General features: G+C 37.8%; 19 protein-coding genes. 13 read left to right on the top strand and 6 right to left on the bottom strand.

Annotated elements, in window-relative coordinates:
* Positions 1–3: 3 nt before the first annotated feature.
* Positions 4–756 carry an ABC transporter ATP-binding protein gene (locus tag CIL05_RS02160; RefSeq protein WP_095653850.1) on the bottom strand — a complete coding sequence of 251 codons (753 nt, stop codon included), beginning with the start codon at positions 754–756 and terminating at the stop codon, positions 4–6.
* Positions 757–913: 157 nt separating this feature from the next.
* Between CIL05_RS02160 and CIL05_RS22020 the strand changes: the two genes are divergently transcribed.
* From CIL05_RS22020 to CIL05_RS02150, 4 genes are all read left to right on the top strand, one after another.
* Entirely contained in the window at positions 914–1,072 is a 159-nt protein-coding gene (locus CIL05_RS22020; protein ID WP_165769021.1) for a hypothetical protein, read from the top strand.
* A 227-nt stretch (positions 1,073–1,299) separates the two neighbouring features.
* Positions 1,300–4,470, top strand: a complete 3,171-nt coding sequence (locus CIL05_RS02155) for a DEAD/DEAH box helicase (protein ID WP_095653849.1) — start codon at positions 1,300–1,302, stop codon at positions 4,468–4,470.
* 364 nt (positions 4,471–4,834) lie between these two features.
* Positions 4,835–4,984 (top strand): hypothetical protein, encoded by a 150-nt coding sequence (locus CIL05_RS22015; RefSeq protein ID WP_165769020.1) that lies wholly within the window; start codon positions 4,835–4,837, stop codon positions 4,982–4,984.
* A 65-nt stretch (positions 4,985–5,049) separates the two neighbouring features.
* Complete coding sequence (locus tag CIL05_RS02150; RefSeq protein WP_095653848.1) at positions 5,050–5,373, top strand: hypothetical protein; 324 nt, start codon at positions 5,050–5,052, stop codon at positions 5,371–5,373.
* 95 nt (positions 5,374–5,468) lie between these two features.
* On the opposite strand, the gene CIL05_RS02145 is transcribed toward CIL05_RS02150, so the two are convergent.
* Positions 5,469–6,761, bottom strand: coding sequence for a hypothetical protein (locus tag CIL05_RS02145; RefSeq protein WP_095653847.1), 1,293 nt, complete (start codon positions 6,759–6,761; stop codon positions 5,469–5,471).
* Positions 6,758–7,567: a serine hydrolase gene (locus CIL05_RS02140; protein ID WP_095653846.1), complete on the bottom strand. Its 810-nt coding sequence runs from the start codon at positions 7,565–7,567 to the stop codon at positions 6,758–6,760. Before CIL05_RS02140 ends, CIL05_RS02145 begins: the two co-directional genes overlap by 4 nt.
* 194 nt (positions 7,568–7,761) lie before the next feature.
* Between CIL05_RS02140 and CIL05_RS02135 the strand changes: the two genes are divergently transcribed.
* Positions 7,762–8,817 carry an NAD(P)H-dependent flavin oxidoreductase gene (locus CIL05_RS02135; RefSeq protein ID WP_095653845.1) on the top strand — a complete coding sequence of 352 codons (1,056 nt, stop codon included), beginning with the start codon at positions 7,762–7,764 and terminating at the stop codon, positions 8,815–8,817.
* 403 nt (positions 8,818–9,220) lie between these two features.
* Here the strand turns inward: CIL05_RS02135 and CIL05_RS02130 are convergent, their stop codons facing one another.
* Positions 9,221–10,840 carry a long-chain fatty acid--CoA ligase gene (locus tag CIL05_RS02130; RefSeq protein ID WP_095653844.1) on the bottom strand — a complete coding sequence of 540 codons (1,620 nt, stop codon included), beginning with the start codon at positions 10,838–10,840 and terminating at the stop codon, positions 9,221–9,223.
* Positions 10,841–11,057: 217 nt separating this feature from the next.
* On the opposite strand from CIL05_RS02130, the gene CIL05_RS02125 reads away from it, so the two are divergent.
* The 8 genes from CIL05_RS02125 (at position 11,058) to CIL05_RS02090 (ending at position 18,862) form a co-directional block, all read left to right on the top strand.
* Positions 11,058–12,065, top strand: a complete 1,008-nt coding sequence (locus CIL05_RS02125) for a TAXI family TRAP transporter solute-binding subunit (protein WP_439144817.1) — start codon at positions 11,058–11,060, stop codon at positions 12,063–12,065.
* Between the two features lie 139 nt (positions 12,066–12,204).
* On the top strand, positions 12,205–12,735 hold the full coding sequence (locus CIL05_RS02120) for a DUF1850 domain-containing protein (RefSeq protein ID WP_095653843.1): 531 nt from the start codon (positions 12,205–12,207) through the stop codon (positions 12,733–12,735).
* Complete coding sequence (locus CIL05_RS02115; protein ID WP_095653842.1) at positions 12,728–14,725, top strand: TRAP transporter permease; 1,998 nt, start codon at positions 12,728–12,730, stop codon at positions 14,723–14,725. The genes CIL05_RS02120 and CIL05_RS02115 overlap by 8 nt, the downstream gene beginning before the upstream one ends.
* 109 nt (positions 14,726–14,834) lie before the next feature.
* Positions 14,835–16,178: an MATE family efflux transporter gene (locus CIL05_RS02110; RefSeq protein WP_095653841.1), complete on the top strand. Its 1,344-nt coding sequence runs from the start codon at positions 14,835–14,837 to the stop codon at positions 16,176–16,178.
* A 16-nt stretch (positions 16,179–16,194) separates the two neighbouring features.
* Positions 16,195–16,647 carry a hypothetical protein gene (locus tag CIL05_RS02105; RefSeq protein WP_133065288.1) on the top strand — a complete coding sequence of 151 codons (453 nt, stop codon included), beginning with the start codon at positions 16,195–16,197 and terminating at the stop codon, positions 16,645–16,647.
* A complete protein-coding gene (locus CIL05_RS02100) occupies positions 16,625–17,248 on the top strand; it encodes a lysozyme family protein (RefSeq protein ID WP_095653839.1) in 624 nt (207 codons plus the stop codon). The genes CIL05_RS02105 and CIL05_RS02100 overlap by 23 nt, the downstream gene beginning before the upstream one ends.
* 52 nt (positions 17,249–17,300) lie before the next feature.
* Positions 17,301–17,678, top strand: coding sequence for a RidA family protein (locus tag CIL05_RS02095; protein ID WP_095653838.1), 378 nt, complete (start codon positions 17,301–17,303; stop codon positions 17,676–17,678).
* Positions 17,679–17,692: 14 nt separating this feature from the next.
* Entirely contained in the window at positions 17,693–18,862 is a 1,170-nt protein-coding gene (locus CIL05_RS02090) for an iron-containing alcohol dehydrogenase (RefSeq protein WP_095653837.1), read from the top strand.
* 64 nt (positions 18,863–18,926) lie between these two features.
* On the opposite strand, the gene CIL05_RS02085 is transcribed toward CIL05_RS02090, so the two are convergent.
* Both CIL05_RS02085 and CIL05_RS02080 read right to left on the bottom strand, forming a co-directional pair.
* On the bottom strand, positions 18,927–19,172 hold the full coding sequence (locus CIL05_RS02085) for a YuzB family protein (protein ID WP_095654058.1): 246 nt from the start codon (positions 19,170–19,172) through the stop codon (positions 18,927–18,929).
* Positions 19,173–19,364: 192 nt separating this feature from the next.
* Entirely contained in the window at positions 19,365–20,570 is a 1,206-nt protein-coding gene (locus tag CIL05_RS02080) for an MFS transporter (RefSeq protein WP_095653836.1), read from the bottom strand.
* Positions 20,571–20,656: the final 86 nt, after the last annotated feature.

The following is a 20,656-nucleotide window of genomic DNA, read 5'->3' as shown; positions in this document are numbered from 1 at the left end:
TTTCTACTCAGCAAATTCAGCAAGAACATCAAGGATTTCCTGATGAAATGCAGTACGTGAGTTTTTTCGGTGAATCTCTTTGAACAGCTTTCCGTCTTGAATAAACAGGATACGCTGACAGTAGCTCGCACTAAGCGGATCATGTGTCACAAGCATAATCGATGTATCAAGATTTTCATTTAAATGCACCAATGTTTCCATTAAGCTTTTAGCATTTTTAGAATCCAGCGCACCAGTTGGTTCATCTGCTAAAATCATTGCAGGCTCATGAACCAGAGCACGGGCTGCTGCTGCACGCTGCTTTTGACCACCTGAAATTGTCACAGGGTATTTTTCCAGAATAGCTTCAATTCCAAGTTTTCCAGCAACTTTGTGTACACTTGGTTTAATTTTTTTTGAAGAAACTCCTTGGAGTGATAAAGGGAGTGCGATATTTTCATAGACTGTTAAATTTTCCAGCAGATTAAAGTCCTGAAAAATAAAGCCAAGCTGCTCGGAACGGAAATCAGCCAGTTGACCTTGTTTCATTGCAGTAATATTCGTTCCGGCAATTTCGATCGTTCCCGAGGTTGCGCTATCCAATGTTGAAATAACATTTAATAATGTTGTTTTACCTGCACCCGAGGAACCCATTATTCCAACAAACTCACCTCGCGCCATATCAAATGAAACATTATTTAATGCATGGTACTGATTTTCACTTTTCTTTCCATATACTTTGTTTAAGTTCTTCACATGTAATACATGCTGATTCATATTTTTTACCTCCATACTTTTTAATCTACTGTAAGTTTATATGGATTGACTTGATTGTGGTATGTATTTTCCTTTCAGCAGCCTTACAGTTTTGTAAGATATGAAACTAAATATAGATGAGATTCGTAAACAAAGAAGGGCGAGGGTGGTTTGATTCATGATTTATAGAATGTTTGGAAATATGAATGCTATAAAATTTATTTTTATTGCAGTTATTATAGTTGTTTCGATTGGAACCCTGCTATTTTACTGGGTGATTAATAATGAGCTATCCATATCTGATGATAATATCGAGATATCCGGTCCGAATGGGTGATTGGTATGAGGATATATCGAAAGTTATAAGATGAGCTGTTAAAAAGGATGGCGCTATAGCCGTAGCCTTTTACATCAGCCCGAGCACTGGTAACCTCATCCCATAATCAAAAATGTATAATATTTTGCTAGTTTTCCCATCCTAGTATAAGATTCAATAGTTTAAAATCTAGTCTTTCTCGTTTACAATAGATGTAATGAGATTTAAGAAGGTAGGTAACTGATATCTTGAAGAGTATTGGCGATATTAATATCCAAAAACTATTTCCGTCTATAATTTATAAACGAGGGTTGGATTACTATAAACGTAATAAAGTAAGTGATCTTTTATATGATATAAACTACCGGGTTTGGACTGCAACGGTTCATGGAACGGAGGATTATTTTGTTGAAATTAATATGAAGGATTTTGACAAGGGTTCAATTGATACGTTCTGTGATTGTCCGGCTTTTGATACATTTGGTTCGTGTAAGCATATTGCGGCAACACTTGTTGCTGTCGTAAATAAAGAATCAAATAAGCCTCTTCCTACGGCCAACTACGATTATCAACTGACAAACCGTTTTATTAGTGCATTGAGTTCGATTCAGCAGCAAAATAACGCAATTGAAATTCTGCCGGATAAAATGCCAATGCATGTCGAATATTACTGCAAATGGACCTATGATAAAAATATAGTAATTGAATTAAAAACTGGTGTGAAAAGATGCTTTGTTGTGAAAGATGTTAATGAATTTATCAGTAATGTATTGCAGGGGAATGAACATTATTTTACGAAAACGTTCACCTATAATCCGGAAACACACTACTTTTTACAACAGGATCTTGCTATTTTTGAAATGCTTTATGCAGTATTGAAAAATGAGCAAATATATAATGATTATATGGTTTTCCACTACCAGGGAAACGCAAATGATAAACGATCTGTTACAATACCTTCCTTAGTTATTCAGGAACTTCTTGAGAAAATAACGGAACGGGATTTAACAGTGGAAACCCGTAGAAAAAACTATAACCATATAACGATTGAAAAGGATACATTGCCATTTAACTTTTCCTTAACAAAAAATGAACGTGATGATCTTATGTTGAAAATGGACGAAATAGCTGATGCTACGTACTTTAAGCCATATGAAATGCTGTTTTACCAAGGAATATTTTATTTTCCTGCGAAAGATCAAATTCCGGTTCTTGAAGAAATCAGCACATTTGGAATGAATGATTTGCAGCTTCCTATTACAAAAAGCCAGGCAGATAGCTTTTTATCCGAGGTGCTTCCTTCACTAAAAAAAGTCGGCGATGTGGAGATATCGGAAAAGGTTGCAGCAGAAATAATTCAGGTTCCTTTACGAGCAAAATTCTATTTGGAAGTGAATGCAGACTGGATTGTTGGGAAACTGGAATATCATTATGGCACGCAATTGATCGATCCATTTAGCGGTCGTGAAGAAAATGATGTCATTATTATTCGCGATGTGGAAAAAGAACAATTGATTATGCATTTAATTGAGCATGCGAATTTTCATTACAATGGAAAAGAATTATATATTGAAGCAGATGAAGAGGAAATGTATGAATTCCTCTATACGGTTTTACCATTGCTTGACGAACATATGGAATTATTTCTAACATCGGATATTCGTGGAATGATAGTGGAAAATGCCCCATCGCCAAACACAAGTGTAAGACTGGAATCATCAACTAATTTATTGGAAATTGGATTTGATATCGACGGGGTGGAAGATTCGGAAATTAATCAGATTATTAATGCCGTCATTGAAAAAAAGCGTTACTATCGCTTGCAAAGTGGTGCATTGCTTTCATTGGAAGGAGAAGAGTTTTCCTCCATGAAGCAGTTTTTCAATGATTTTGAGATTAATAAAAATGATGTGCAGGATGGAAATATTCATATGCCTGTTTTTCGTGGAACACAAATTGATGAAATGATGGATACCAACAAGAATTATGATCCAACTTTCCGCAAATTATTGCATCAGTTGAAGTCACCGGAGGAACAAATTTATGAATTACCGGAGAACTTGAATGCATCATTACGAAATTACCAGTATACAGGCTTTCAATGGTTTAAATCATTAAGCCGTTATCACCTTGGAGGAATTCTTGCTGACGATATGGGGCTTGGTAAAACATTGCAGAGCATTGCTTACATTGCTTCAGAACCAAGTGACAATCCGCATTTGATTGTGGCACCATCCTCTGTCGTTTACAATTGGAAAAATGAATTTGAAAAGTTTGTGCCGGATTTGAATGTTGCAATTCTTACGGGTACACCATCTGAACGTCAGCAAAAGATTGCTGAGATGGGAGATATGGATGTTTGGATTACTTCCTATTCAACGTTACGACAGGATATTGAACTATATCGTGAGTTAAATTTCCAAACACTAATACTGGATGAAGCACAATTTATTAAGAATTATGCAACAAAAACATCCCGTGCAATCCGTGAAATAAAAGCAAGTCGCCGTTTTGCATTAAGTGGTACACCAATTGAGAATTCAATTGATGAATTATGGGCAATTTTTCAAGTGGTTCTCCCAGGGCTCATGCCAAGTCAACGTAATTTCAAGCAATTATCCAATGAAAGAATTTCGATGATCACAAGACCATTTATTTTACGACGATTGAAGAAAGATGTACTAAAAGAGCTTCCGGATAAAATTGAATCTGTAAGTGTTTCTGAGTTAACAAAGGATCAAAAGGATTTGTATGTTGGCTATCATCGTCAGCTGCAGCAGGAAGCAGCACAATCCATGAAAGAAAGTGGTTTTAACCAAAACCGTATGAAAATACTGGCTGGATTAACAAGATTACGCCAGATTTGCTGCCACCCATCCCTGTTCATTGAAAATTATCAGGGACAATCCGGCAAATTGGAACAATTGATGGACACCATCCGAAATGCGATTGTAAATGGTAAACGGATGCTGATTTTCTCCCAGTTTACCAGCATGCATGAAATCATTATTGAAAAGCTCAAGCAGGAAGGTATTGATTACTTTTATTTACATGGACAAACACCATCTCGTGAGCGTGTTGAAATGAGTGAACGCTTTAATAATGGGGAAAATGATGTCTTTTTGATTTCTTTAAAAGCAGGTGGAACCGGATTGAATCTGACGGGTGCAGACACCGTTATCCTGTACGATCTATGGTGGAATCCAGCAGTTGAGGACCAGGCAGCGGGACGTGCCCATCGCTTTGGTCAAAAGAAAGTTGTTCAGGTAATTCGTTTAATTACCGAAGGAACAATTGAAGAAAAAATATACGATTTGCAACAGAAGAAACGTGAACTGATTGACCAGGTAATTCAGCCAGGTGAAACAATGCTTTCTTCTTTAAGTGAAGAGGATGTTAGAGAACTGCTTAGCTTATAAGGAATAACGTTAATTCCCCAATTAACGTATAGCTCGGATCATCTAGACCTAAGTATGCCGGCAATCCGTATGTCCTTTGAGGTAACGGAAGAATAAAATATAGAAACCATAGATACTAAAAACCCCAAAAGACTCATCTTTTGGGGTTTTTGAGTGCTTAACAATGCAAGTACTCAGCGTCAGGTCTCAGTCTTTTTTTTAGTAAAGATAATTGGTAATTGTAAAGTAGTGCGAAAACGAATATAAAAAAAGAAGGTAAAAAAACGTTTTTCCTGCATAGGATATTCTAATAAAGTAAGGGTTTATATTTTTTAATAATAGGGAAAATTAATATAAACTACCCCATAGTGGAGGAGAGGGTTCGATGAAGGCTATTTTTAGAGGGTTTGCAAAATTTATTGTTGCAAATGTAATGGTTGTTTTTGCTATCATGCTATTGCCTGTTTTTCTATTCACTGACGATGTAGCGATTTTCAATGAGGTTCTAAATTACTTATTTAACAATAAAAGCTAACTGCAGCTAAACATAATTTTAATCGTGAAAAAGAATAAATAGTATAGGGAAAGGTGCTGTTTTTAATGACGAAAAACATTCTTGCTTATTTTAAATCGGAAAATGATGCTGAGTCTGCAAAGGCTAACCTGCAGCGACTACAAGTATCAAACTTATTTGTTGATGAAATACCGGAAACGGATCATAACGTAACCTACGTACCACTTATGCCAATCGGATCAACAAATACGGGAACCAGTGCTGGGGGAGTTGTTGGTCTAGGTGATGACCTGGCGAATAAAGATGATAACCCGGCTACACATCTACTCGAAGGTCAAGTTGATGAAAAAGATTATGAGGAAGCAATTCAAATTTTAGCTGACAGCAAAGGATATGGAAGCAATGAATAAATGGATGGATGGATGAAGTCAGACGGCTTACACGTCTGGCTTCATCAGCCCAAGCGGAGAAACATCAGTCCGAGCGTGCTGCCAACAATCCCGGATTATTGATTTAAGGAAAACAGCTTTCTTGGACGTCCTTTTACATAGGGCTTTTCTTCACCGACTACTTTAATTACTTCACCAAGCAAAAGCTTATTAACGGTACGTTCTGCGCTGCGCTTGGTTACCCGGTAATAGGTCGCTATATCGTTTGACGAAAATGGTTCATTGTTACGAATTGTAATAAAATCAATGAAATTATAGGATAGTTCATTATTAAGGCGCGCTTTATGAATCAGGGATTGGTATAGGCGTGATGTATCAAATTGTTTTCTGATCCCGAGTGGCCCAATTGTATCCTGCCTTTCATTAACAATATAACAACTACTATTATCTGATTGCTCACAAGCCTCTAATGCCATTTTTGCATTATTTTCCGCCTGTTTAGCTGTCAACCCAAGCCCCAAGCCGATATCTACAGGTGTATGCAGTGTTCTTTCCATTTCCTTCAGCAGTGGAAAATCGCGGTAATGATTTGTTATGTGATCAAGGACTCCTTTTGTACCAAGTAAAATAAATTCATCATTATTAATTGGAAATGTGGATGCAGCTGTTTTTTGGCTGAATTTTAATAAGATATCATGCAGCTTTTCTATTAACTCCTGTGTTGCATTCTCACCTTTTTCCAGTTTTATAGCCATTAAATTTTTGATTCGAATTTTCCCGATAACGATTTGTGCACTCTTGCTCTGGTTCAGCTTTGTCATTGTCTTCGCTTCTGTCATAGCCCGCCTGAGATTAATTTTCGGTACATGCATCGTCCTTGCGGTAATACCTAATCCTTTCAACTGTTGCTCTATTTCATTAGATGATGTGAGGACAAAGTCAATTTTGCCTTCTTTCCATAAATTTTGATGGAAGGAGACAATTTTATCAAGGTCAACTAATCCGTTTTCCGATATGCTGTATGTATAAATATCTTTATCCAATTTATTTAATTCAGTTAGTACTTCATCGACATGAATCTGGTTTAATACATCGATGGAGAATCGATCCAATGGTTGGTTATGTTCATACTTAAGCCTGTAAAAAGAGGACATAATCATATATTCATCAACAGCTACTTTTACAGCCGGTAATCGCTTTTTATCGATCTTTTTCTTTACATATAAAAAAGGCAGTATCTCAGTGAATAAATAAATATCGCACATAATTGCCTTTTCAATTAATTCAACAGTCTCTATAGCATTTGAATAGGTAAAGGGAACTATTTCAAAATCATCTTCATCATTAGTGTATGCTTTTATACGTTCCATCATTTCAAATCTGGCGAATACAGCTATTTTCACTTTCATCCTTTACCCTCCCTTGATCCAGCTTTCAAATATGTAATTAAGAGCTTGCCAATAGCAGCTATATATTTCTTGCCTTCCCCGTTATTGATCCATCCTTCAGATAAAACAGCGACTTCGATTGTGTTTTCATGATATTTAAAAATGGCTGCATCATGCTCAATACCCTGCAGCTCACCTGATTTATGATAAATTTCAATCTTGTCATCATCAGTTAAATAGGCTGCCAGTTTATCCTTGAATTGTTGATTTGAAAGAATTTCTAGCATTTGATGGCGACTTTTATCTGATAAATACACATTATTTTTCGAAATGATTTTCAATAACGTTGCAATATCCTGGGAACTGGTATAATTTTCAAACCCGACCATTTGTGCCTGCAGGTCCATAAATTTGCGCTTAATAATCGTTTGCTTACATCCAGTTTTTTCTGTGAGTTTATTGATATTTTCCATACCAACATGCTCTAATAATAGATTGGAAGCGGTATTATCAGAGACGATTATCATTAGTTCCAATAGATTTTGCAAGCTGTGGACATGAGAATTTGTTAAATAGTTTAAAACCCCTGATCCACCAACCATCGCTGATTTGTTGATATAAATTGGCGTCTCAAGCGATAGTTTATTATTTTCTATTTGTCTGTAAGCCTCAAGTAAAATTGAGATTTTCGCTAGACTTGCTGCCTTTCTTTGTTTTGCAGCATTGATGCTGATATTCCCTTCCTGTGTATGGATGGAAATAGAAAAGTTATGCTTATTATTTTGAATCAAATCACGGATGGCATTTTCTAATTGGATAAGATTCATCAAATTCCCACCTTTAATTAAGGTAAATTCCTTCTATGTAAAATCAGTAAACGACGTTTTTTATTAATTCCTATTATAGTATTGAATTTTCCCAATATTGTCAAGACGCTAAGTTATATAATTCCTTTAAATTCTGAACAAATGGTTTATATGGTATTCTAATTAGAGGGTGTTAAATGGAGGAGAGGTTGATCGTGAATTCTTTTTTGGAAAAAGTAAAAGTGGATATTCCTATTATTCAGGCAGGTATGGCGGGAGGGATTACTACTCCCGAGCTTGTTGCAGCGGTTGCAAACACCGGGGCTTTGGGGACAGTTGGGGCAGGGTATATGAGTGCGTCCACTTTAAAAGAGAATATCAAGCAGATTAAGGGATTAACAAATAAGGACTTTGCAGTGAATTTATTTGCGACGAATCTGGAGACATTTTCAACGGACATTCAGGAGATGCAAATATTTCTAGATAAATATAGGAATGAACTGGAATTAGACAAGGGCAGTAAACAGGTTAAAGTAAACGACTATTTGCAGGAAAAGATTTATGTGATTCTACAGGAAAACATACCCATAGTCAGTACTGCATTTGGTGTATTATCTTCTGTATTAATTGAGAAGTTAAAAAAGAATGATGTGACTCTAATAGGAATGGCGACAAACCTTGATGAAGCAAAACAGCTTGTTGAGGCAGGCTATGATATTATTGTGGCCCAAGGCTTTGAAGCCGGTGGGCATCGTGGCACATTTGATGTAGGGAAATACCCAAATGGCAGTGATATTGGACTTATGGTGCTTGCCCAGTCTTTTGTGGAAAATCTCCCGACGCCGGTAATAGCAGCAGGGGGTATACATAGCAGCGGGCAAATTGATGCATTATTAAGTATGGGAGTAGCAGGGGTTCAACTGGGAACAAGGTTTCTGATGGCTAAAGAAGCAGGTACAAACAATGCTTACCGCCGAGCATTAATCAAGGCAGATACAGAGGATACAGTTATTATAAAAGTGTTTTCCGGAAGACCTGCGAGAGCCATTAATAATCGGTTTATCAATGAGGCAGAAACTAGTCAGGTGGATTTGCTGCCATTTCCAATCCAAAATGAGCTTACAAAAGATCTTCGCGCAGCAGGGTCAGAGTTTGCCATATCAGATTTCCAGTCATTATGGGCGGGTCAGGGAGTCGGTGCGATTCATAAAGAGGAAACGGTTAGGGAGATTATGGATTCATTAGTGGAAAATAGTAAGGAAATAAATTAGGTGCGTTTGCTTATAGAAGTTCTAATGGACAGTTTGCGCTTGATTTAATCATTTTTGTCCTTGAGAAGCTCTCTATTCGACTGTTTGCACTAGTTTTCGATCCGTTTGGTCGTAGAGAGGTATTCTATTCGACCGTTCGCACTAGTTTTCGATTCGCTTGGTCGTAGAGAGGCATTCTATCCGACCGTTTGAACTAGTTTTCGATCGGTTTGGTCGTAGAGAGGCATTCTATCTGTTGGTACCCGTTTCGGCTCCATTCGGTCGTAGAGAAGCACTCCACGGGGATTTTTTCGTATCCAGACTGGACACCTAGTAATACGGGTGTTTCAAATCCTTCTAGCTGAAACCAGAGCTAAGAAATAGACTCATTCAAATTTTGAATGAGTCTGTTAAACAAATAAAATCAGCTTTGAAGATTATAATGTGCTTTAACATCTTCCCGTAATTGACGTTTTAGAAATTTACCTACAGACGTTTTTGGAATTTCATCAAAAAATAAGACATCATCAGGCAACCAGAATTTTGCAAATTGCGGGCGCAGAAATTCAAGTATTTTGTCTTTCATGTCATTTTCAGAAAAGCCCTCATTTAAAACAACACATGCAACAGGTCTTTCCTGCCACTCGGCATCCGGAATTGCGATCACACTGGCTTCAAAAACTGCCTCATGTGCCATAATTGCATTTTCGAGATCAACCGATGAAATCCACTCCCCGCCACTTTTGATTAAATCGTTTGTCCGATCAACGATTTTAATTGTACCTTCTTCATCTACTGTAACGACATCACCTGTATGGAACCACCCGTCCACAAAAGCATTCTCACTGCGATCATCCTTATAATATTCATCGGCAATCCAATGGCCTCGCAAGAGCAATTCACCCATTTCTTCATCATTCCATGCGACTTCTCCATCACTTCCAATGATTTTCATCTCAAGACCCGGCACCAGGATTCCTTGTCTGGAACGTTCCTCCAGTTTCTCATCCTCCGTTAATTCCTGCTGATAGCTTTTTAAACGGGAAACGGTAGCTAGTGGTGTCGTTTCTGTTGCACCATAAGCATGGTAAAATGGTATATTATACTTTTGTTCAAAAGCTTTAATTAATCCGAGTGGTGCTGCAGACCCTCCGCAAAGTACAGCTCGTAAACTGGAAGTATTATAATTTCCTTGCTCCAATTCACGTAATAATCCTAACCAGATTGTAGGTACTCCGGCAGTGATCGTTACATTAAATCTTTCAATAAATTCAGCAAGGCGTTTTGGTGTGAACCTTGGACCTGGCATTACCATGGTGCTGCCAAACCATGTACAGGCAAATGGTATTCCCCAGGCATTGACGTGAAATTGTGGCACAACGGGCATTGCTACATCTGATTCCGATATTGCAGCTGAGTCGGCCAAGCCTAGTGCATAGCTGTGTAAAACGATACCGCGATGGGAATAAATAACGCTTTTTGGTTTGCCTGTGGTTGCAGAAGTATAGCACATTCCTGCAGGATCATTCTCATCTATGTCTGTATTAAATGAATAGGATGGATCTCCGGTGTGCAGTAATTCTTCATAGGAGTATAGTGGCTTTAAAGAAGACTTAGGTTTCTCGTCTTTATCAGTCATTACGACAAATGCTTCAACGGTTTTCAGGTGACCTTGTATCTTTTCTATGAGAGGCAAAATATCTTCATCGATGAACAGAATTTTATCTTCTGCGTGGTTAATGATGTAAATAATATGTTCAGGAGCCAGGCGGATATTAATGGTATGCAATACTGCTCCAATTCCCGGTGCGGCAAAGTAAACTTCGAGATGTCTGTGGTGATTCCAGGCTAATGTACCAATTCGGTCCCCTTTTTTTGCTCCCAGCTCATCCAAAACACTCATCAACCGACGTGTGCGTTGCCCTATTTCGCCGTAATTAAAATGATGAAGCTTATCATGTGTTTGTGAGATGACCTGTTTTTTTGCGAAAAACTTTTCTGCATGCTCTAGCATTGATCCTACTGTTAATGGAACGTGCATCATACGAAAACATCTCCTCTTATATTTAAGTTTTATACAATTATATAATATCATATAATTGTAATTATTTTAACAATTATAAATAGTATTTAGTCAGAAAGCCTCAATTTACTTTATGGATAGTAAAATATGTTTAGCGAATTAGTTAAGAATAGATTGACAATATTATAATAATAAAGGTAAAATGTATACTACTATAAAAATATAAGGGGGAGTTTATGTGAATAAGAAAAACTATTTATTTTCATTTGCAATGCTTCTGGTACTTGCTTTATTTCTAGCGGCTTGTGGAGGAAATGATGATGAAAGTAATGGGGATGACAGTGCCTCAGATGATGGGGGCGAAGATGCACCTAAATTCCTGCAAATGCTAACAGGTGGAACTAGTGGTACATATTATCCACTTGGTGGGGAAATGGCAACAATTATTTCAGATGAAACGGGAATTGAAACGAATGCTGTATCATCGAATGCTTCGGCAGACAATGTAATCGCTTTACAGGAAGAAGAGTCTGAGCTTGCATTTGTTCAGACAGACGTAGTTGCAAATGCAATTGAAGGCATTAACTCTTTCGATGGCAATCCGGTTGATAATGTTCAGGCAATTGGATCACTTTATCCGGAAACTATTCAAATAGTAACATCAGCTGACTCGGGAATTGCTTCCGCTGAGGATTTAGCTGGGAAAACAGTTTCTGTTGGTGCTCCAGGATCAGGTACGTATGTTAATGCGGAACAAATTCTTGAAGTGCATGGTCTGACAATGGATGACATTGATGCACAGAACCTTGACTTTGGTGAATCCACCAGTGGGATCCAGGATGGAAATATCGATGCTGCATTTATAACAGCAGGTACGCCTACAGGGGCAGTTGAAGGTTTAGGTGCTACGACAGATGTTAGTATCGTTCCTGTATCTCAGGAAAAGATTGATGAGCTTATTGAACAATATCCTTATTATGCAGCTGATACAATTGCTGGAGGTACTTATAGTGGTATAGATGAAGATATTACAACCGTAGCTGTACTTGCAATGTTAGCTGTAACTGACAGCCTATCAGAGGATGTAGTTTACGACATTACAAAAGCAATCTATGAAAATGCAGGGAATATGGCTCACGCCAAGGCAGAATTTATCACGAAAGAAGCAGCCTTGGATGGAATTGGCATTGAATTACACCCTGGTGCTCAAAAATACTTCGATGAAATTGGAGTAAGTGCAGAGTAAGAAAGAACTTAGGTCAGGACGGCCGGCTGTTAATCCTTCATAGGAATTTGCTGCCGGTCATTCCATTTTTTTAGAGAAGCATTCGACTTTGAGGGGTTATCAATCAAGGGAGATATGCATTAAAGGTGAAGAATATAACATGAAATATCTTGCAAATAAAAAAACTCTTTTCACTATTACCCTTCTGATTTTTGTAATCCTGCAATTATTTGTTCCTTTCCGGACAGCTTTAGTATTTTATAAGGAAAATACGAATTATATTGAAGCCTTTTTACCGATCAATGAGGAAGACACCTTCCAGCTTATATGGAAGCATTCCATCCATTTAACTGATGTTATCGAGAAATACATAGTAATGGATAATCAAAATATTAAACAATATGAAATCATTTATGAAGAATTTGGGATAGGAATGCCCTCCAATGCTTTGGAAGGCGAAAAATTTGAATATAAAGATGGAAAATATCATGTGATGGATCTTGATAATATTTTTCCGTCCATTAATCTAAGAAATGGAAAAACAGTTCCTGAAAATCGTCTTGTATGGGGTGAACAAGGGGAGCATATAATTTATCTCAAGGAATATTTAAAGCCAGGAGCCTGGTTTACGATTAAGGTTGAAAATCTATCATTATGGCAATCTTTGAAAGGAGTGAGAATCCATGAGTGATTCAAAAGAACAACTAACAGCAGAAGAACAAGAGAAGTTGCTGCAAAAATATGATGCGGAATCAAATAACCGAAATGTTACTGGAATTACGGCTAAAATTATCTTTTTTGGACTAATTGCCTTTTCTTTATTTCAGTTGTATACAGGAGCAGCAGGTGCATATACGGCATATATTCAACGAACCATTCACTTGGGATTTGCACTCTCCCTCATCTTCTTATTATATCCGGCACGAAGAAAAGGGAGTAAAACGAAAGTGCCATGGTATGATTACTTATTAGTTTTACTATCAATTATTGTTTGTGGCTATTGGCCTGTATTTTATGAGACCTTAGTACAACAGATTGGTGGAATTGATCAAATACAAATGATTATTGGTGGGTTAGCAGTATTGCTTGTGCTGGAAGCATCCAGAAGGGCAGTTGGACTTCCGATTACTATTATTGCTCTTGTGTTTATGGCTTATGCCTATCTCGGTCCTTATATGCCAGGGGCACTTGCACATCGAGGGCTTACCCTGGATCAATTAATCAAATCGATGTTCTTTACAACGGATGGTATTCTGGGTACACCGTTGCAGGTATCATCCACATATATATTCCTGTTCCTATTATTTGGGGCATTTCTTGTACAGACAGGTGTTGGGAATTACTTTAATGACTTAGCTATCTCAATTGCAGGGAAGCGGACAGGTGGACCTGCAAAAGTAGCCATATTCTCCAGTGCATTAAATGGAACAATCTCAGGGAGTTCCGTGGCAAATACTGTAACTACTGGATCTTATACAATTCCAATGATGAAAAAACTTGGGTATAAACCTAACTTTGCTGGTGCGGTAGAGGCAGCAGCATCCACAGGTGGACAAATAATGCCGCCGATTATGGGTGCGGCAGCCTTTCTGATGATTGAGTTTGCAGGAGAAAGCTATTGGAATATTGCTAAAGCTGCTACAATACCTGCAATTCTATTTTTCTCAGGGATTTGGATAATGACTCACCTTGAGGCAAAGAGACTGGGACTTCATGGTTTACCAAAAGAAGAAATACCGAGTAAAAAATCAGTTTTAAAAAAGATCCATTTATTACTACCGATAGTAGCAATTGTTTGGTTACTTTTTTCAGGGTTTAGTATTGAAAGGACTGCACTTTATGGTATTGGAATAACAATACTTGTTAGTCTTTTCCGAAAAGATACAAGAATAACGCCAAGCAGATTCGTTGTAGCATTAACATCAGGTGCACGAACCGCATTGGGAGTTGCAGCAGCAACAGCTTGTGCTGGTATCATAGTTGGGGTGGTAACAAAAACAGGTTTAGGTCTCAAGCTTGGGAATAGTCTTGTAAGTATGGCTGGAGCACTTGCCAGTTCTCCGGAAGCCCAATTATTATTGACACTATTCTTTACGATGATTGCATCGATTATTTTAGGCATGGGTTCACCTACAACGGCTAATTACATTATTACATCTACCATTGCATTGCCAGCGATTCTGGCTTTAAATGATCAGCTTGATGTTGCGATTCCTATACTTGCAGGTCATATGTTTGTATTCTACTTTGGGATAGTAGCTGATATTACACCACCAGTAGCTCTGGCGGCATTTGCGGCAACAGGTATATCAGGAGGAGAGCCAATTCGAACAGGAGTAAATGCCTCCAAACTAGCGATTGCAGCATTCATTATTCCATATATGTTCGTTTTACAGCCGGAATTACTGATGATCGATACAACATTCTGGGAGATAATTTGGATTCTGTTTACGGCTATCTCTGGAATGATTGCGGTAGGGGCAGGTCTTATTGGCTACTGGTACCGAAAGCTTCACTGGACGTTACGAATTATATCGGTTGTAATTGGTTTGCTATTAATTTATCCAGAAGGAAATACAGACCTCTATGGCCTTGGTGCATTCATTGCAATGATCGTACTTCAATTTGTTTTTAAAGGCGATAAAGATTCAAAAGAGAAAGTTCAGGAAGCAAGTAAATAATGAGTGGATATAGAGCTTAATTCTAAGGTGATCAGGATTTTTCCTGGTCACCTTAATCTTTTATCGTTATTATGAAGATATTGATCAAATGTGAGAGGCAGGACTTGAAATGAAGGAACAGCATGATTTCACACAAGGAAATATTTTGAAGCAACTTATCATTTTCTCAGGACCGATTATGCTTGCAAATCTGTTGCAAACCTCTTATCAATTTGCAGACAGTTTGTGGGTGGGGAACCTGCTTGGTGGAAATGCATTAGGTGCTGTCGCTGTTTCAAGCACAATAATTTTTACCGTCCTTTCCTTTGTTATTGGACTGAATAATGCAGCGCTTACGATATTGTCACAACAAAAAGGTCGTGATAATGACGCTGGTTTAAAAAACTATTTAAATGCATTTGTAGTAATTCTTACTTTCCTATCTTTATTATTGGGGGGGATTGGCTATGTTTTTGCGGATAAGTTTTTACTGCTGCTGGGAACACCTGACAGCATGATGGCTGCCGCAAAATCCTATCTGCAAATTAATTTTATCGGGATTCTGTTTTTATTTGGCTATAATTTTATTAGTACAGTACTCCGGGCATTAGGGGATAGCAAAACACCTTTAAGGTTTGTGATGATCGCAGTCGTCCTGAATATTGCACTTGACCCATTATTCATTGCAGGATTTGATATGGGGGTGGAGGGTGCTGCATATGCAACAATTTTCTCACAAGGTATTGCATTTCTGTATGGGATTATTTTTGTGTTGCATCGAAAGGTTGCTCCGTTTAGCCTTCCGAGACTGCCGAAAAAACATGAGGTTGGCTTAATATTAAATCTTGGCATTCCATCAGGTCTTCAAATGGCAGTTATTTCTGCAGGTGTTGCAGCAATAATGAGTGTTGTTACTGGATTTGGAGATGATGTTGTAGCAGGTTTCAGTGCTGCTCAAAGACTGGATAGTATTTTAATGCTTCCTGCACATGCACTGGGAACAGCCGTTAGCAGTATGGCAGGACAAAACATTGGTGTACGTGATTGGGCAAGGGTAAGAACGATTGCAAAATATGGTGTTCTGTATAATTTTTCTGTTATGCTGGTTGTTGGGCTTCTGGTGGTATTTCTAGCGGAATATGGAATAAGATTATTCATCCAGGAGGAAGAAGCGGTACGTTTCGGAACAAGATATTTACAAATTATCGCATTATGTTACCCGTTTTTAGGGATCAACTTTATTTTAAATGGAGTCGTCCGGGCTTCAGGTGCAATGTATCAGGTGCTGGTATTAAACATCATCTCATTTTGGGTGCTTCGTTACCCCTTAACAGCACTGTTTTCAAGCCTGTTTGGTGATACTGGCATTGCAATTGGAATGGGTTCAAGCTTTCTGGTAAGCAGTCTTTTCGCATATTCCTATTACCGGTTTGGTAAATGGAGGGAAAAGAAATTGTTTTCTAAAGATCGTTAAGATAAGTTGGGATAAAATGATGAAAATTTTAATGAAACTGATAGCTGCCGGTTTAATCTCCGGAATTACATTAGGCGGGTTCTTAAAGCTGGTTGAAGGGATTTCGGGTAAGTTTGTCTATGTACTTTTATTAAATGTGGATTATATACCAATAGTAAGAGATTGGCAGATGAATGAGATTATTGAATTAACCTTGCACCTGATAGTTTCTATATTACTCGTTATAGTACTTTATTATCTGTTCAAGGTTATGAATATTCATACGAAAATCTATCCATACGTCGTTGTGAATATGTTGGTCGGTGGTGTATTATTTTTAACAACAGCATTTTCTCAGCGAACACCGGAAATTACTGATATTGCAGCATTTATCTATTGGATAGTAGGGCATTTAATTTATGGGGCTGTTGTTGGGAGTCTATTATTTTTAATGAGGTTGGATTTGGATGAAGATCAAGAAAAAAACTAAAAATGCATTTAAAAAAACAGCTGTTATTATCATTACGATATGCAGTATCTTTGTTGTGGTTTCATTTATATCCTATGAAAAACCGGACGATAATTTTAAGGTTTCTTATCCGGTGATAAGTGAAGAGGTAGAAAACTATCGACATATTGTCGAAAAGTATGCGAAAAAGTTCGACGTTTTAGCGTATGAGAATGTCTTACTTGCGATGATGATGCAGGAGTCAGGAGGCAGGGGAAATGACCCAATGCAATCATCAGAAAGCTATTGTGGATCAAGAGGTTGTATTGACGATCCTGAACTTTCTATTAAACAAGGAGTCTATTATTTTTCGAAAACACTGCAGGATGCAGACGATGATCTTGAACTGGCGATTCAGTCCTATAATTTTGGCAGGGGATTTATTGATTATGTTCAAGGCAAATCGGGAAAATATACTATTGAGATTGCGATAGACTTTTCAAAAGAAATGTATGACAAGGACCCGAATAAGTCGAAATACCGTTGTTTACGTGAGGGCGCAAGAGAATTGGATGCGTGCTACGGTGATATCTACTATGTTCGTTCCGTGATGGAATATCGGGAAGTGTTATCGGGGAATTAGAATGAAAATAATGTTATGATAAAATAAATAGCTAATTTAGGAGGAAATTATTATGGTAAAAGCAATACATACAGAACATGCTCCAGCAGCAATTGGACCGTATTCACAGGCAATTCAGGCAGGTGACTTTATTTATGTTTCCGGACAGATTGGAATTGATCCTAAAACCGGTGACGTGGTGGAAGGGATTGATAACCAGACAAATCAGGTACTGAATAACCTGAAAGCAATTTTAACAGAAGCAGGTACTGATTTTTCCAAAGTAGTAAAATTCACTATTTATCTGAATTCAATGAATGATTTTTCTACAGTGAATGAAATTTATGGAAGTTATCTAACAGAGCCATATCCTGCCAGAGCGACTGTAGAAGTTAGCAGATTGCCGAATGACGTGCTCGTAGAAATGGACGTTGTTGTTTTTACCAAATAAGGAGGAAAAAGTTTATGGAAAACTTTACGTACTATAATCCGACAAAATTAATTTTTGGCAAAGGGCAATTGGAGGCACTGCCAAAAGAGGTTGAGCAATACGGCAAAAAAGTTTTAATTGTATATGGTGGCGGAAGCATTAAGCGAAATGGCATTTATGATAATGTAATGGAAAAATTAGCTGAGATTAATGCAGAGGTTTTTGAACTTCCGGGTGTAGAGCCAAATCCGCGCATTTCAACAGTTCGCAAAGGTGTCGGAATTTGTAAAAAAGAAGACATTGAATTTGTGTTGGCAGTCGGTGGTGGAAGTACGATTGATTGTACAAAGGCAATCGCAGCAGGAGCAAAAACGGATGTTGATATGTGGGATATTGTCACTAAAAAGAAAAAAGCAACAGACGCCCTGCCTTTTGGTACAGTACTAACGATTGCTGCGACAGGATCGGAAATGAATCGCGGATCTGTTATTACAAACTGGGAGACGAATGAGAAATATGGTTGGGGATGTTCTTACACATGGCCGAAGTTTTCCATTCTGGATCCGGTTCATACGTATTCGGTACCAAGAGATCAAACTGTTTATGGCATGGTGGATATTATGTCACATGTTCTGGAACATTATTTCCACCAAACTACGAATACGAAAGTTCAGGATCGTTTTTGTGAATCCATTTTACAAACAGTGATGGAAACAGCGCCTAAATTACTGGATGACTCGGAAAACTATGAACTTCGTGAAACAATCATGCTATCAGGTACACTTGCATTAAATGACATGTTGAACATGGGGTATCGCGGTGACTGGGCAACACATAATTTGGAGCATGCTGCTTCTGCCATACATGATATTCCACATGGAGGGGGACTGGCAATCCTATTTCCAAATTGGATGAAGCATGTACTTGATGAGGGAAATGCTGCACGATTTAAACAGCTTGCTGTTCGTGTGTTTAACGTGGAAGCGGGAAATAAATCAGATTATGATGTAGCACTCGAGGGAATCGGGAAGCTCCGCAACTTTTGGGATAGCATTGGCGCACCAGCTACACTTGCTGCTTATTCCATTAATGAAAGTTCAGTTGAATCTATGGCTGATAAAACAGTCATCGCAAACTCGGAATATGGTAATTTCAAGAAATTGACAAGACAGGATTCGGTTGAAATATTTAAAGCAAGTCTGTAATTTCGACAATTATATTTCCCGGGTAATATTTTGTCGATAAAAATGAAAAAGAAGAACTAGCTGATTATTGATAAACAGCTAGTTCTTCTTTTATGGCTTTTCTTACTTTATCTAAACATTCTTCAGGTGTATTACCGAAAATGCGTCTATTGTTAACGAGTGCGTATGGTTTAACTCGACATAAACCGCAAAATGATAAGCATTCATTCATTAATACGGCTACTTCTGGAAATTCTGATTCGATTATTTCTTCTATATTTACTGTAGTGATTGCATTTCCGTCACATACTTCGACTACGACTATACCCATTGCCATCACTTTCTTTCTGATTAAAATATTTCTTAAGCTCTGTTAGTTTTAGCATATTTATAAAAACAAATCAATCGTTGTGCATCTTGTGTTAACGATAAATCATTATAATAGGGAAATAAATATCGTCCAGATTCATATCCCATACTAAAAAAGACCTCTGAAAGCACTGGAGCTTCCAGAGGTCTTGATTTATCCTCTATTCGTAGATAAAGACCGTGAATGTTTTCCTTCATATTCATATTTATACCAGGTAACTAACATGATAACACCACTCAGAATGAGGATCCCACTTGTTACAAAAAATACAGATGAGAAACCAAAGAATCCTGAAAGTGCTCCACCTAACGCAGGTCCTATAATATTTCCCAGAAAGCGAAGGCTTGTGTTGTAGCCAAGTACTTCACCCTGCATGGATAATGGTGCTTCCTGACGAATGTAAGCAATTCTTACAGGAACGATCCCGCCGATAGAAACGCCGAGTAAGAATCTTAGAATGACAAGCTGCCATATATTTGTTACAAATGCTCCAGGGAAATAAACAATTCCTGCCATAAACAACAGAAAGATTAGTATTTTAACATAACCGATGCGGTCACCTAATCTACCCCATTTTCTGGTCATTAACAAATTTCCCAATCCTGCAGCTGAAAAAGCCATGCCTGAGAAGAAGGCTATGCTCACAGGTCCATGAATCTCAGCCACAAAAAGTGATAGAATAGGCTGAATACTGAAATGTGCTACCTGTACCAACACAGAGATAAGCATGACGATTAACAATACCGGCCTATTCAGGATGTGTTTGATGACTTCTTTACTGGAATAGGATTTATAATCATTTTCATCACTGGATAATTTCATTTTAACTTCTTTTATACCAAATAAAACAATGATAGCGGAAATAAATATTGTAATGGAAACCCATTTAAATGTATTCGCATAACCAAATGCATCTGCAAGTGCACCGCCAAGCAGTGGCCCCATTAATGCTCCCGTGATGCTTCCAGTTTGCAGTGTTCCAAGGACTCTTCCTGCGACTTTTTTAGGTGTTTGTGTTGCGATAAGTGCTTGTGACATAGGAATGAATCCTGTTACAATCCCCATAAACAGGCGCAACAAAAAAAGCTGCCAGACCGATGTGGCAAACCCCATTAAAAATACGGATAGACCAATACCTAAGGCAGAGATGATGAGTATTTTTTTCCTCCCATACTTATCTCCAATGCGTCCCCAGATTGGTGAAAAGATAAAAGCAGTCACAAATGTGATTGCAAAAATCCAACCAGACCAATTTTGTACATAGGAATTAGAGAAGTTCCCGAATGAATCAATGTATAATGAGATAAATGGAAGCACCATTGTAATACTTCCGGCAATAAAAAAGTTAGCAAACCACATGATTGCTAAGTTGCGTTTGACAATTGAGTTTTGCTCTGTGATTTAAATGCCCTTCTTTCTAAAAGTATTTCGTTACCCTAAATATA

Source organism: Virgibacillus profundi, from assembly GCF_002287375.1.
In the GTDB taxonomy this organism is placed as follows: domain Bacteria; phylum Bacillota; class Bacilli; order Bacillales; family Amphibacillaceae; genus Virgibacillus_K; species Virgibacillus_K profundi.
Note: the sequence above shows the minus strand (reverse complement) of the source record. Positions and strands in the feature narration are given on the sequence as shown.

Excerpts from the sequence above, each read along its gene's own strand:
- CIL05_RS02120 (WP_095653843.1), top strand. The coding sequence starts at position 12,205 with ATGAAATATCTTGCAAATAAAAAAACTCTTTTCACTATTACCCTTCTG.
- CIL05_RS22020 (WP_165769021.1), top strand. The coding sequence starts at position 914 with ATGATTTATAGAATGTTTGGAAATATGAATGCTATAAAATTTATTTTT.
- CIL05_RS02110 (WP_095653841.1), top strand. The coding sequence starts at position 14,835 with ATGAAGGAACAGCATGATTTCACACAAGGAAATATTTTGAAGCAACTT.
- CIL05_RS02130 (WP_095653844.1), bottom strand. The coding sequence starts at position 10,840 with ATGATGCACGTTCCATTAACAGTAGGATCAATGCTAGAGCATGCAGAA.
- CIL05_RS02105 (WP_133065288.1), top strand. The coding sequence starts at position 16,195 with ATGATGAAAATTTTAATGAAACTGATAGCTGCCGGTTTAATCTCCGGA.
- CIL05_RS02080 (WP_095653836.1), bottom strand. The coding sequence starts at position 20,570 with ATGTGGTTTGCTAACTTTTTTATTGCCGGAAGTATTACAATGGTGCTT.
- CIL05_RS02095 (WP_095653838.1), top strand. The coding sequence starts at position 17,301 with ATGGTAAAAGCAATACATACAGAACATGCTCCAGCAGCAATTGGACCG.
- CIL05_RS02100 (WP_095653839.1), top strand. The coding sequence starts at position 16,625 with ATGAAGATCAAGAAAAAAACTAAAAATGCATTTAAAAAAACAGCTGTT.
- CIL05_RS02115 (WP_095653842.1), top strand. The coding sequence starts at position 12,728 with ATGAGTGATTCAAAAGAACAACTAACAGCAGAAGAACAAGAGAAGTTG.
- CIL05_RS02160 (WP_095653850.1), bottom strand. The coding sequence starts at position 756 with ATGAATCAGCATGTATTACATGTGAAGAACTTAAACAAAGTATATGGA.
- CIL05_RS02150 (WP_095653848.1), top strand. The coding sequence starts at position 5,050 with ATGACGAAAAACATTCTTGCTTATTTTAAATCGGAAAATGATGCTGAG.
- CIL05_RS02145 (WP_095653847.1), bottom strand. The coding sequence starts at position 6,761 with ATGAAAGTGAAAATAGCTGTATTCGCCAGATTTGAAATGATGGAACGT.
- CIL05_RS02085 (WP_095654058.1), bottom strand. The coding sequence starts at position 19,172 with ATGGGTATAGTCGTAGTCGAAGTATGTGACGGAAATGCAATCACTACA.
- CIL05_RS22015 (WP_165769020.1), top strand. The coding sequence starts at position 4,835 with ATGAAGGCTATTTTTAGAGGGTTTGCAAAATTTATTGTTGCAAATGTA.
- CIL05_RS02090 (WP_095653837.1), top strand. The coding sequence starts at position 17,693 with ATGGAAAACTTTACGTACTATAATCCGACAAAATTAATTTTTGGCAAA.
- CIL05_RS02140 (WP_095653846.1), bottom strand. The coding sequence starts at position 7,567 with ATGAATCTTATCCAATTAGAAAATGCCATCCGTGATTTGATTCAAAAT.